This is a genomic window from Xanthomonas sp. LMG 12461, assembly GCF_009192935.1.
GTDB classification, from domain to species: domain Bacteria; phylum Pseudomonadota; class Gammaproteobacteria; order Xanthomonadales; family Xanthomonadaceae; genus Xanthomonas_A; species Xanthomonas_A sontii.
Genome location: NZ_NQYT01000041.1, coordinates 18435 through 31446 on the forward strand (window position 1 = coordinate 18435; position 13012 = coordinate 31446).

At 70.6% G+C, this 13012-nt stretch carries 10 protein-coding genes and 1 pseudogene; 7 read left to right on the top strand and 4 right to left on the bottom strand.

Translation table 11 applies throughout. The features are described from left to right. The first annotated feature begins 3 nt into the window (after positions 1-3). The 7 genes and pseudogenes from CEK68_RS11365 to CEK68_RS11395 all read left to right on the top strand — a co-directional run bounded on the left by CEK68_RS11365 (position 4) and on the right by CEK68_RS11395 (position 7133). A complete protein-coding gene (locus tag CEK68_RS11365; protein ID WP_026143221.1) occupies positions 4-852 on the top strand; it encodes a type II secretion system protein GspK in 849 nt (282 codons plus the stop codon). After that, positions 849-1973: a PilN domain-containing protein gene (locus tag CEK68_RS11370; protein ID WP_152239428.1), complete on the top strand. Its 1125-nt coding sequence runs from the start codon at positions 849-851 to the stop codon at positions 1971-1973. Before CEK68_RS11365 ends, CEK68_RS11370 begins: the two co-directional genes overlap by 4 nt. Continuing rightward, positions 1954-2598 (top strand): annotated as a pseudogene (gene gspM / locus CEK68_RS11375) (type II secretion system protein GspM); the annotation flags it as partial. The gene CEK68_RS11370 and the pseudogene gspM, both read left to right, overlap by 20 nt. 172 nt (positions 2599-2770) lie before the next feature. Next, positions 2771-3544 (top strand): type II secretion system protein XpsN, encoded by a 774-nt coding sequence (gene xpsN, locus CEK68_RS11380; RefSeq protein ID WP_026144257.1) that lies wholly within the window; start codon positions 2771-2773, stop codon positions 3542-3544. 11 nt (positions 3545-3555) lie between these two features. Further along, on the top strand, positions 3556-5844 hold the full coding sequence (gspD, locus tag CEK68_RS11385) for a type II secretion system secretin GspD (protein ID WP_152239429.1): 2289 nt from the start codon (positions 3556-3558) through the stop codon (positions 5842-5844). A 4-nt stretch (positions 5845-5848) separates the two neighbouring features. Next, entirely contained in the window at positions 5849-6682 is an 834-nt protein-coding gene (locus CEK68_RS11390) for a hypothetical protein (RefSeq protein ID WP_017915569.1), read from the top strand. Beyond that, on the top strand, positions 6675-7133 hold the full coding sequence (locus CEK68_RS11395) for a hypothetical protein (RefSeq protein WP_152239430.1): 459 nt from the start codon (positions 6675-6677) through the stop codon (positions 7131-7133). Before CEK68_RS11390 ends, CEK68_RS11395 begins: the two co-directional genes overlap by 8 nt. 191 nt (positions 7134-7324) lie before the next feature. On the opposite strand, the gene CEK68_RS11400 is transcribed toward CEK68_RS11395, so the two are convergent. The 4 genes from CEK68_RS11400 to CEK68_RS11415 form a co-directional block, all read right to left on the bottom strand. Beyond that, positions 7325-8056: a UTRA domain-containing protein gene (locus CEK68_RS11400; protein ID WP_152239431.1), complete on the bottom strand. Its 732-nt coding sequence runs from the start codon at positions 8054-8056 to the stop codon at positions 7325-7327. 173 nt (positions 8057-8229) lie between these two features. Continuing rightward, on the bottom strand, positions 8230-8802 hold the full coding sequence (gene pnuC / locus CEK68_RS11405; protein WP_152239432.1) for a nicotinamide riboside transporter PnuC: 573 nt from the start codon (positions 8800-8802) through the stop codon (positions 8230-8232). Positions 8803-9304: 502 nt separating this feature from the next. Further along, a complete protein-coding gene (locus tag CEK68_RS11410) occupies positions 9305-11485 on the bottom strand; it encodes a TonB-dependent siderophore receptor (RefSeq protein WP_152239433.1) in 2181 nt (726 codons plus the stop codon). A gap of 110 nt (positions 11486-11595) precedes the next feature. Beyond that, positions 11596-12747, bottom strand: coding sequence for a phosphotransferase (locus CEK68_RS11415; RefSeq protein WP_152239434.1), 1152 nt, complete (start codon positions 12745-12747; stop codon positions 11596-11598). Positions 12748-13012 lie beyond the last annotated feature (265 nt).

Genomic DNA, 13012 nt, shown 5'->3' on the forward strand with positions numbered 1-13012 from the left:
GCGATGCATCGCCACCGCGGCGCCGCGCTGGTGCTGGTGCTGTGGCTGATCGCGCTGCTGACCGCGCTGATCGGCGCGTTCGCGCTGACCGCGCGCACCGAGAACCTGCAGGGCAAGGTGCTCGGCGACGGCGCCGAGGCGCAGGAACGCGCCCGCGCCGGCCTGGAATACGCGCTGACCCGGCTCGCCGGCACGCCTACCCAGCCGGGCTGGCGTGCCGACGGCCGGCGCTACCGCTGGCAGTACGAGGGCGCCACGGTCGACCTGCGGGTCACCGATGAAAGCGGCAAGGTCGATCTGAACATGGCCGATGCGCAACTGCTGGCGGCGCTGGTGCGCGCGGTCGGCGAAGATCCGCAGCGCGCCGAGCGCATCGCCGCGGCGATCGTGGACTGGCGCGATCCCGACAACCTGACCCAGCCCAACGGCGCCGAGGATCCGGACTATGCCGCCGCCGGTTTGCCCTACGGCGCCAAGGATGCGCCGTTCGAAAGCCTGGCCGAACTGCAGCTGGTGCTGGGCATGGACCCGGAGCTGTACGCCAAGCTGCTGCCCAACCTGACCCTGTACGGCGGGGTGTCGCGGCCGACGCCGGACTTCGCGCCGGGGCCGGTGCTGACCGCGCTCGGCCTGGACGCGCAGCAGGTGCTGGCGCAGCGCGAACGCACCGACCAGACCCAGCTCGGCATGGTCGGCATGGGCGGTGGCGGCACCTATAGCATCGAAAGCCGGGCGCGGCTGGGCAATGGCCGCGAGGGCGTGTTGCGCGCGGTGGTGCGCCCAGGCTCGTCGGCGCTGCCGGGCTCCGCCTACACTGTGTTGCGTTGGGAAGAAGGAACGACGGTGCGATGACGGCGTGGCGCGACACGATGGACAAACTTGGCGTACGCATCGCCCCCGGTGCGGGCGGGCTGCTGGCCTGGTGGCAGCGCTCGCTGATGGCGTGGCTGCCGCCGCGCTGGCAACTGCAGCTGGGCTGGTCGCAGGCGCGGCTGCTGCTGTGGCGCGAGGGCGAGCAGCTGATGCTGGCGCGGCAGGTCGAGTCCGAACTGGGCGCGCCGCTGGCGCTGCCGTGGCCGCTGCTGCCCGACGAACTGGAGGCGCTGCTGGGGCCGCGCCTGGCGGCGCTGCCGCGGGTGTGGCTGTTGCCGGCCGGGGCCGCGCTGCAACGCCGGTTGCGCCTGCCGGCGGCGGCCGCCGAACACCTGCGCGAGGTGGTGAAGTTCGAGATCGACCGGCAGACCCCGTTCCAGGCCGACCAGGTGATCTACGACGTGCGCGCCGACGGTCGCCGCGACGACGCCCAGCTCGACGCCGAACTGGTGGTGGCCCCGCGCCGCGTGCTGGACGACCTGCAGGCCAGCGCCGGCGCGCTGCGCCCGACCCTGGCCGGCATCGACGTCGCCGGCAGCGATGGCGCGCCACTGGGAGTGAATCTGCTGCCGCAGGAACAGCGCCACCGCCGCGCCGACCCGATGCGGCGCTGGAACGCGATTCTTGCCGCCACCGCGCTGCTGGCGCTGTGCGCGGCCGGCTGGCAACTGCTGGACAACCGCCGCGATGCGCTGGAGCACCTGCGCACCCAGGTGGACAGCGGTGCGCAGCGCGCGCGCGCGGTCGCCGCGCAGCGCCAGCAGCTGCTCGACCTGGTCGAAGGCGCCGCGTTCTTCGACCAGTTGCGTGCCGAGCGCCCGGCCTCGGTGGAGGTCTGGAACGAATTGAGCAAGCGCCTGCCGGAGGGCACCTATCTGGAGAAGTTCTCGATCGAGGGCAACCAGTTGCAGTTGATCGGCCTCAGCAGCGAAGCCTCGTCGCTGGTCGGGCGCCTGGAAGGCTCGCCGCTGTGGCGCACGCCGTCGCTGACCGGCGTGCTGCAGGCCGATCCGGGCAGCCACCGCGACCGCTTCACCCTCACCGCCGAGCTGGCCGGCACCAAGCGCAAGGAGGCCGCCGATGCCGGTGCAGGTCGATAAGCGCGACCGCTGGCTGGCGCTGGGCCTGCTGCTGGCGGCGCTGGCGCTGGGCTACCTGGTGCTGGTGCATCCGTGGTGGACCGTGCCGATGCGCGAGGTCGATGCGCAGATCCAGGAACTGCAGCAGCGCGAACTGCGCGTGCGCATGCAGTTGCAGCAGGCGCCGCAGGTGGCGCAACGGCTGCAGCAGGCGCAGCGCGAACTGGCCACGCGCCCGGGCTTCCTGCGCGAGACCTCGGCCGAACTGGCCTCGGCCGGTCTGGTGCAGCGCCTGGAAAGTGCGGTGGCCACGGCCAGCCCCGGCAACCGCAGCTGCGCGATCAGCAACCGCTCGCCGCTGGCCGCCGACAACCGCAGCGACCGCTTCACCCGCGTGGCGGTGCAGGTGCGCCTGCGCTGCGGCACGCCGGAACTGGCGGCGGTATTGCATGCGCTGGAGAGCGGCACGCCGGCGCTGTTCATCGACAACCTCAACGTGATGGCGCAGCGCTACCAGCTCTCGCCGGGCGAGAGCGGCAACGGCCTGGACGTGGCCTTCGAACTGGCCGGCTACCTGCGCCCGAACGCGATGCCGGCGCCGCCGGCGGCGTCCGCCACACCGGACCCGTCGGCAGCAGCGGCCCCCGCCGCGGCCACGCCGGTGATGAACGCCGGCGGTTCCGCCGGCGCTGGCCCGACCGAGCCGGCCGCCGTGCCGTCGCCGCCGCCGTCCACCCCCAGCGCGACCAACCCGCCAGGTGCGCCCGGCGCCGCGAATGCCGCGCCGGCGGACCTGCCGCAACAGGTGGAGGGCCGCCATGCGAATTGAAGCGATGGGCCTGCGTACCGTGTGGCTGGGCACGCTGGCGCTGTGGGGGCTGCTGATCTGGGCGTTGGGCCTGGGTGGGCTCGGCGAACGCGTGGCGCCGCTGCCCGACGATCCGTCGATGCTGCAGCGGCTGCCGGGCTTGCCCGCGGCCACCACGCAGCGTCTGGGCGATTTCTCGCAGTACGGCGAGATCGCCGCGCGCCCGGTGTTCGCCGAGGATCGCCGTCCGCATCCGTTCTTCCTCAGCGCCGACAACGGCCAGGCCGCCGCGCCCAACGTGCGCCTGACCGGCGTGCTGCTCACCGACCGCTTCAAGATGGCGACGCTGACCACCGAGCAGGGCGAATCGCTGCGCCTGAAGGAAGGCGGCGACGCCGTGCAGGGCTGGCGGCTGCTGTCGCTGTCGCCACGGCAGGCCACGGTCAGCGGTTCCGGTGGCACCCAGACCCTGGAATTGAAGGTGTTCGACGGCAAGGGCGGGCAACCGCCGACCGTGCTCGGCCAGGCCGGGCGTGCCGCGCAGGGGCAGATGCCGCCGCCGGCGTCCGCGCCCAATGGCCAGTCCAACGCCAACGCGCCGCGCCCGCCGAACCAGTCCACCCCCAACCCGGTGCCGAACCAGGCACCGACCCCGAGCGCCCCTCAGCCGTCGTCGCCGGCTCCGTCGTCGGAGCAGTTGCAGGCCATCCGCGAGCGGATCGAAGCGCGCCGTCGGCAATTGCAGCAACAGCGCCAGAACAACCCCTCAGGTCAGAACCCTTGAAGAGTGATCGCATGACGCCGCGTCTGTTTTCCCTGTTCCTCGCCATCGGCCTGGTGGCCGGCTGCGCCACCACGCCCTCGCCGGACATCCGTCGCGGCGCCGCGATCAACCCTCAGGTCGGCGCGGCCGGCAGCACCCAGAGCGACGGCCAGGGCGGCCCGGCCGATCCCAACGCCTTGCCCGAGCGCGCCACCCCGGTGATCCGCCGCGGCAGCGGCACCATGATCAATTCCGCGGCTGCCGCGGCGCCAGCGCCGTCGCTGGGCAACGCCAGCAGCGGCAGCGCCACCTTCAACTTCGAGGGCGAATCGCTGCAGGCGGTGGTCAAGGCCATCCTCGGCGACATGCTCGGGCAGAACTACGTGATCGCGCCGGGCGTGCAGGGCACGGTGACCCTGGCCACGCCCAAGCCGGTGTCGCCGGCGCAGGCGCTGAACCTGCTGGAGATGGTGCTGGGCTGGAACAACGCGCGCATGGTCTACAGCGGCGGCCGCTACAACATCGTCCCCGCCGACCAGGCCCTGGCCGGCACGGTGGCGCCGAGCACCGCCTCGCCGGCCAACGCGCGCGGCTTCGAGGTGCGCGTGGTGCCGCTGAAGTACATCTCCGCCAGCGAGATGAAGAAGGTGCTGGAGCCGTACGCGCGGCCGAACGCCATCGTCGGCATCGACGGCTCGCGCAACGTCATCACCCTGGGCGGCACCCGCGCCGAGCTGGAGAACTACCTGCGCACCGTGCAGATCTTCGACGTCGACTGGCTGTCGGGCATGTCGGTGGGGGTGTTCCCGATCCAGTCGGGCAAAGCCGAGCAGGTCGCGGCCGACCTGGAGAAGGTGTTCGGCGAGAACAGCAAGACGCCCAGTGCCGGCATGTTCCGCTTCATGCCGCTGGAGAACGCCAACGCGGTGCTGGTGATCACCCCGCAGGCGCGCTACCTGGACCAGATCCAGGAGTGGCTGGACCGCATCGACAGCGCCGGCGGCGGCGCGCGGCTGTTCTCCTACGAGCTCAAGTACATCAAGGCCAAGGACCTGGCCGACCGCCTGGCCGAAGTGTTCGGCGCCGGCGGCGGCAACCGCGGCGACTCCAACGCCTCGCTGATGCCGGGCTCGCAGATGAGCCAGTTGAACGGCGGCGGCCTGGGCGGCTTCAACGGCAGCGACAGCAGCAGCCTGGGCGGCGGCAGCTTGGGCGGGAGCCTGGGCAGCAGCAGCGACAGCCTGGGCAGCAGCAGTTCCTCCGGCAGCAGTGGCGGCGGCTTGGGGAGTGGCAGTCTGCAGCTGTCCCCGCGCACGTCCGGCAACGGCAGCGTGACCCTGGAAGTGCAGGGCGACAAGGTCGGCGTGTCGGCGGTGGAGGAAACCAATACCCTGCTGGTGCGCTCGACCCCGCAGGCCTGGCGCTCGATCCGCGACGTGGTCGAGAAGCTCGACGTGATGCCGATGCAGGTGCACATCGAGGCGCAGGTGGCGGAGGTCAATCTGACCGGTAAACTGAAGTATGGCGTCAACTGGTACTTCGAGCAGGCGGTGAATGCGCCGGCCAATGCCGACAACATCGGCATTGGCGGTGGCGCGAATCTGCCCAGCGCGGCCGGCCGCAAGATCTGGGGCGACATCGCCGGCAGCATTACTGGCAGCAGCGGTTTGGGCTGGACCTTCCTGGGCAGGAACGCAGCCGCGGTGATTTCTGCGCTGGATCAGGTCACCAATGTCAAACTGCTGCAGACGCCTTCGGTGTTCGTTCGCAACAATGCCGAAGCAACACTCAACGTGGGCACGCGCATCCCGATCAATTCAGTCAGCGTCGACACGGGCCTGGGCACCGGCGCTACATATTCCTCGGTGAACTACCTGGATACCGGCGTGATCCTCAAGGTGCGTCCGCGTGTGACCAAGGACGGCATGGTGTTCCTGGACATCGTCCAGGAAGTCAGTTCGCCTGGAGCGGCGCCGACCAATTGCGGCACCAGCGCCGGCACCAGCGTCGCCTGCAACGTCCCGATCAACACCCGTCGCGTCAAGACCGAGGCGGCGGTACAGAGCGGTGACACCATCATGCTGGCCGGCCTGATCAGCGACAGCACCACCGACGGCAGCAACGGCGTGCCGTACCTGAGCAAGCTGCCGGTGGTTGGTGCGCTGTTCGGGCAGAAGACCCAGGACAGTAATCGGCAGGAAGTGATCGTGTTGCTGACCCCCTCGATCGTGCGCAACCCGCAGGAAGCGCGCAATCTCACCGACGAATACGGACAGAAGTTCGAGGCCATGAAGCCGCTGCCGGCACGCGGCAAGAAGTAAGCGGGTGAGCCTGCCCATCGTGCTGCTGGCGGTCGGCGTCGACGACGTCGCGCTGGACGCCTGCCTGGGTGCGTTGGAGGCGAACACGTCGGCTGGCACCCGCGTGTGGCTGGCCGACGATGCGCAGGCCGGCCCGCGCGGCATCCGGGTGATCGAGGCCTGGCTGGCGCGCACGCGCCTGCAGGCCGACTACACGCGGCGGCCGCGCATGCTCGGCGAGGTCGCGCATGTGGACGAGATGCTGCGTGCCTGCGGCGATGCCGACGTGGCAGTGCTGGCGGCCGATGCGCAGCCCGGGCCGGGCTGGTTGCTGCAGTTGAGCGCCTGCCTGGCGCGCGACGCGGCCATCGCCAGCGCCACGCCGTGGAGCAATGCCGGCGAAGCCTGTGCGTGGCCGCGGCTGGGCGAGATCAATCCGCTGCCCGAGGATCCCGAGCGCCTTGCACGGGCCTGCGCGGCCCTGCCGCCGCTGCATCCGGAACTGCCGTCGGCGGTGTGCCATGCGGTGGTGCTGCGTGGCGTGGCGCGGCAGCGCGCCGGCGGGCTGGACGCCAGCAGCTACGGCTCCTGGTATGCGGCGCTGACCGATCTGTCGCTGCGCATGGCCGGGCTCGGCTGGCGCAACGTGCTGTGCGAGACCGCGCATGTCGCGTGCAGTGGTGAAGGCCGCGCCGCCGACGGCGACATGGACGCGCTGGCCACGCGCTGGCCGGCCTGGCACGCGCGCCTGGCCGGCTTCCTGATGCACGATCCGCTGCGCGCCTGCCGCGAAGAGCTGCAGCGCCTGTACGACACGCTGCCGCCGCCGGATCCGCAACGTGCGTTGTTCGATGCCTAGCCTGTGGCCGCCCGACCTGCGGCTTGCCCATCGCTGGACGCAAACCGGCCGCATCTCGCTGTGGCGCTATCTCGAGAACGAGCGCAACTATCCCGGCTGGCATCTCAACGCAGATCCAACTGGATGCCAGTCGCTGTTGGCGTTGCTGGACGCCTTGGCTGCCGACGGCGCCGGTTCCCGCACGCTTCTCATTACTGCACCGAGCAAGACCGAACTTGGCGTGCCGAACAACCGGCGCGGGCTCGCCGCTTGGGTGGCGCCGGAGAAGCTGCGCTTCACGCTGTCCACGACCGACGATCACTGGTCTTTTCCCGTAGACGCAGCGCCAGCTGCACTTGAGGTCGGCTCGGCGTGGCTTGCGGCGTTGCGGGAAGGCATCGCGGGCATTGCGAACGGGCAGGGGGACTACGCCATCGGCAAGGGCAGCCATCGTCTATGGTTCTGGTGGTGAGGCGGAAATTGCCGACGTGCGCCTGTTATAGGGTTGTTGAAGCGTTGCTCCCTGACCCCTCGGCTGGCGCGGCAGTCGGTCACGACTGATATTGCAATCAGACGCCAGCGGCGTCGCTGTTGGTTCCTGGTTGGGAGCGGGTGTGGTCCGCTGCGTCTCCACCTCGTGTCGCGATAGCGAACAAGCCGGACTCATTCCGGCGGCGCGTAGACATCCACCGACACTTCCAGCACGTCGTGGCGCCAGGACTCGATGTCGAATTCCACGGCATGTCCGTCGGGATCGTAGCTGACGCGCTGCAGGCGGAAGCACGGCGTGCCGGCGGTGGATTGCAGCAGTGCGGCCTGCTCGGCATCGAGTGTGGCCGGATACATCGACAGCCGGCTGCGCGCCTGGCGCAAGCCCAGGCGCTGGGTCAGCACGGCGCTCAGCGAGCCGGCCAGGTCGTGGTCGAGCAGGCGCGGCGCCCACGCGGCGAGGATCGCATTGGTCTCCAGCAGCACGGCGCGCCGTCCGATCCAGCGGCGCCGGCGCAGCACGAACACCTCTGCATCGGGATCGTCCAGGTGGAGGTGCCGGGCGAGCGCCGGGCCGGCCGGCTGGCGCTGCGCGGCGAGCAGTTCGGTGCGCGGGACGCCGCCCTGCGCGGCCACGTACTGCATGAAGCCGGCGATGCTGTTGGGATCGTGGCGTACCCGCGGCGCGCTGACGAACCAGCCGCGGCGATTCTCGCGGTAGATGTGCCCGTCCGATTCCAGTTGCTGCAGCGCCTCGCGCAAGGTGATGCGGGTGCAACCGAACAATGCGGCCAGTTCGCGCTCCACCGGCAGCCGCTGGTCGGCGCGCCATTCGCCGGCGGCGATGCGCGCCAGCAGCGCATCGGCGATGCGTTGGGCGAAGCCGGCGGCGGTGGCGAAGTGCATGCGAAATCCAGAGCGTGGAGAAGCGTTGCTGACAAGACTACGCTGCCGGCAGGGTCGCGGACGATGCGGGCGACTGATGTTCGCGTGATGCTCGTGCGGCTGCGGCGCGCCATTCGCATCGAGTTGACGACGGCACGCGCTGTGCCGCCAGGCGGCAAAGAGCGCGTGGCGTGTCAGGTGACGGCTTGCGCGCGGCGCAGATCGGCCTGCCACAGGCGCAGTCCGTACACCGCCAACGCCACGAATCCGGCGTACAGCGCGGCGGTGGGGTACAGCCCCTTGTACACGAACACGCCGACGTAGACGCAGTCCAGCACGATCCACAGGCCCCAGTTGGCGATGCGCTTGCGCGCGGCCCACACGCTGGCGACCACGCTGAACGCCGATAGCGCCGCGTCCAGCCACGGCAGCGCCGCATCGGTGTGCCGGTGCATCCACCAGCCCAACAGCGCCGCGCCGACGGCGCCGGCCAGCAGCGAACGCAGGCCTTCGCCCCACGGCAGCGGCCCGACCTGGACCTTGCCGTCGTCGCCCAGCCCGTTGCTCCAGCGCCACCAGCCGTAACCCTGCAGCACCACGTACAGGCCCTGCAGCAGCATGTCCGAATACAGCTTCCACTGATAGAACAGCCACGCATACAACAGCACCGCCACCACGTTGACCGGCCAGCACCAACGCACCCGCCGCGCGGTCAGCCACACACCCAGGACGTTGATCAGGACGGCGAGCAATTCGAGCGGGGACATGGTGGGGAGGCCGGGAGTGGGGATTAGGGATTGGGGATTGTTCGCGAGCGCAGTGCATTGCGCGCGTGTTGTAGCAGCGGCTTCAGCCGCGACCCGTCAGCAATAGCGCGTCGCGGCTGAAGCCGCTCCCGCAGGGGCTGGCGGCAAGCCGGCCGAGTGCACTGTGGGAGGGACTTCAGTCCCGACGCATTGCGCCATCGGAAAGCACATCACTTCGCGCGTCTCGACTGCATGACAGTGGATTGCCACCTTGGTCATCGGCGCGGCTGGTGTTCGAAAGGAGCAGCAGTGGATGACGTCATGGTGGATCCGGATAACACGGGCAGGCGTTTTTGCAAGAGAAGAAGACAATGAAGGAGCAGCGCTTGTCTCACTATCCGAATCAGCAGCAACCTGTCAGCAATGGCGCGTCGCGGCTGAAGCCGCTCCTACTCAGGTGACGCGCCATGTCCCGCTTTTGGCTTTTACCAATCCCGAATCCCCATTCCCCATTCCCGGCCCTTCAAAAATCGAACTGCAGCGCCAGCCGCGCCGTCCGCGGCGCACCGAGGAACAGATAGTCGTCGCCTTCGTAGGCGCCGACGTCGCGCCAGTAGCGCTTGTCGGTGAGGTTGTCCACGCTCAACCGCAGTGTGGTCGGCACCGCGCCCAGGCGCGTGGCGTAGCGGGCGCCAAGGGTGTAGACGCTGTAGCCGCCGACGGCGACCTGGCCGCTGCGGTCGGCGTACTTGGCGCCGCTGTACTGCGCGCCGCCCAGCAGCGCCAGGCCGCTGACGCCGGGCACGTCCCAGCTGGCCTGGGCGCTGGCGCGCAGCCGCGGCACGTTCAGTGCCTGGTGGCCTTCGTCGCCCGGCGTGCCGGTGTCCTCGGCGCGCGCGCGGATGCCGGCGACGCTGGCCTGCAGGTGCAGGCCGGCGCCCAGCGTGCCGGCGGCGGACAGTTCGATGCCGCGGTTGTGCAGGCGGCCCTGCTGCACGAACAGGAAACTGCCGTCGGCCTGCGGTTGCGCGTACTGGTTGGCCTGGCGCATGTCGAACAGCGCCGCGCCCAAAGTCACGCCATCGCGCTCGAACTTCATGCCGGCCTCGCGCTGGTAGGCGCTGGTAGGGGCGAGGATGCTGTCGGCGTTGCTGGCGAACCACGGCGCGGTGCCGCCGGGGGCCAGGCCCTTGGCGAAGCTGGCGTACAGCGACAGCGACGGCCGCAGCTTGAACAGCAGCGCCGCCTGCGGCAGAAACACCGAACGGCGCGTGCGTCGGGTCAGGCTGCCGTCGCGGTCCCAGGCGCGTTCGTCGTAGCGCACCTGGCGTGCGCCCAGCAGCAACTGCCAGGCATCGCCGATGCCGATGCGGTCGCTGGCCAGCAGCGCGGTCTGCGCGCTGTCCAGGCGCCGACGCTTGGGGCCGAGCACGGCGTCGGCAGGCGACAGCAGCGGCGGATCGGCGTCGATGTTGCCGCTGCCGATCATCTCGTTGATCGAGCCGTGGCGGTAGATGGTGCGATGCAGGTAGTCGACGCCGACCTGGAACTGGTGCTGCAGCACGCCGGTGCTGGCGCTGCCGCTGGCGATCGCCTGCAGTTCGTCGTTGCGGCGGCTGTCGGCGGGGCTGCGGTAGTCGTAGATGTCGTAGTCGCCTTCGCGGCTGAAATGGTTGGGCACCGCGTCGCCGGCGCAGCTGGCCGCGCCGTAGCAGCCCCAGGCGAAGCTGGAGTAGTCGTCGATCAGTGCGCGGCTGTGCGAGGCGGCCACCTGCAGATGCCAGGCGTCGCTGAAGCGGTATTCGTAGCGCGCCTGCGCATTCAGCGCCTCGATGCCGACCGGCCTGGACCACGGCTGGTAGGCGAGCAGGCGATGCACGGACACTCCGCTCGGCAACTGCGTGCCGCCGAGCAACTGGTAGCCCGGCACCGAGCGCTGCTGGCGGTCCTGGTACTCCACGTCCAGTTGCAGGGTCGATTGCGGGTCGATGTTCCAGTCCGCGGCCAGCGACAGGAAGTTGCGGTGGCCGTCGGCGTGATCGACATAGCTGCGCAGGGTCTCGTGCGCGGCGTTGACGCGCAGGCCGAACTGACGCTCGCTGCCGAACCAGTCGCCCAGGTCCACCGCCGCACCTCGGCTGCCGTCGTCGTCGCCGTTCAGCACCAGGCTGCGCACGTGCTGCGGGCGCTTGGTCTGGTAGTCGATCACGCCGGCCGGGGTGGTGATGCCGGACAGCACCCCGGATAGACCCTTGAGCACCTGCACCTGCTCCTTGTTCTCCAGCGCCACGTTCTGTTCGCCGGCGATGGTCAGGCCGTTGATGCGGTAGCTGTTGGCCGCATCCAGCGAATAGCCGCGGACCAGGAAGTTCTCGTAGTAGCCGATCGGCGCGTAGCTGTCGCCGACCGCGGCGTCGGCGCGCAGCACCTCGCTGAGCACGCGCACCTGGCGGTCGGACAGCTGCGTGCGATCGATGGTGTCGATCGCCATCGGCGTGTCCAGCAGCGGCGCGTCGCCATAGCCGCTCAGGCTGCTGCGGTCGTGCGGCTGGCGACCCTGCACGTTGACCGCGTCCAGTTCGACCGGGGTCTGCGCGCTGGCGGGCGCCGGCGCAGCGTCGGCGGCCAGGGCCGGCAGCGGCAGGGCGATGGCCAGGGCCAGCGCGAGGGCGTGCGGAGCGGGGAAACGGCAGGTGGGAAGCATGCGGAACGACCTCGGGGAAACGAAACGAAGGAGAGAAGCGGAAGCGGCAGCGCCGCGCGGTGCGTGCGCGGCAGGCGTGACGGCGGACGTGTCGGGGTGGATGCGACGGTTCATGGCGCGGCCGCCGCGCGTCGCTGCAGGTGCCGCAGCAGGCGTTGGCCCTCGCCCTGGCCGAACCAGGCGGCGTGGCCGAGCAGATAGCGGCGGTAGGCGATCTCGGCGTGCATGTCCGAGCCGGTGATGCCGGCGAAGTACTCGATCTCGCTGAGCGCGAAATCGGCATGCACCAGCGGCAGCAGCGCGGCCAGCAGGCGCAGGTGCGCCGCGTCCAGCGGCAGCAATGTGGAATAGCCGTGCAGCAGCGCATCGAGCTGGTCGACATCGGCGACGGCGGTGCCGCCGTCGTCCAGTTGCAGCCACGGGATCAGGTTGCGCTCGATCGCGGTGGCCAGGTCGAACAGGGCGAAACTGCGGTCGGCCAGGCCAAAATCGAACACCGCGCTGACCGTGCTGGCGGCGCCGTGTCCGCGCCACAGCAGGTTGGAGGCGTGCCAGTCGCCATGCGTCCACAGTGCCGGCGGCGGTGTCTGCAGCAGCGGCCAGGCCTGTGCGTGCCAGGGCAGCAGCTGCACGCGCAGGTCGTCCTGCCAGTCGCGTTGCTGCAGCCATGCGGCCAGCGCCGGACGCCGTGCCAGATCGTGCTCCAGCGCCTGCAACGGCTGCGGCTGGGCGAACAGGCGCAGGTTGGCGACCAGCACGGTGGTGCTGCGCGGCGGCGCGGCGTAGCCGGCCGCGGCACGGTGCAGCGCGGCCAGCGCGCGGCCGGCGGCAGCGGCCTGCGCGGTGTCGGCGAAGGGCGTCCACGACATCGCCTCGCGATAGCGGTCTTCGCCCGCGCCGGCGCGCATCACCTCGTAGGTCCAGTGGCCGCGCCGCACGGCGCTGGCGCCATCGCGGTCGCGCAGCACCTCCGGCACCGGCACGTCCTGCGCGCGCAGATGCGCGATGAAGGCATGCTCCTCGCCCAGCGCGTGCAGGTCGCGCACGCGACGGTGGTGGCGCTTGACGAACAGCGTGCCGACGCCGGTCTCGACCTCCGCCGCCGCCGAAAACGGGCGCGGGCTGTGCCAACGCAAGGCGTGCAGGCGGCCGGGCAGGGCGTACTGCTGCAGCAGGGCTTCCACCTCGCCATCGGACAGCGGCGGCCAGTCGGCGGCCACGGTCTGCATGCCCATGCCGTGCATCTGGTGGCGGGCGCTCATGCGCGTGCCTCGCGGTGCCGGCACGACCCGGCGCGCCGTGCCAGCGGCCGCAGCCTGGGCATGCCATGCGCCACAGCGCGGCCCTTGCGGGTGGTTGGTCTAGACCAGAAGCGAGGAGGCCTGGGACAGGGCCCGGTCGCGCGATCGGGAGCGGAGAAGCGGGCGCCGCCGGCATCTCGGCATGGGCGCGGGCTCAGGCGGCGCGCGCGGTCTGCGGGGTGGGGCGGCAGCCTGGGACAGGAAACAACGCTGACCCGCATCTGGA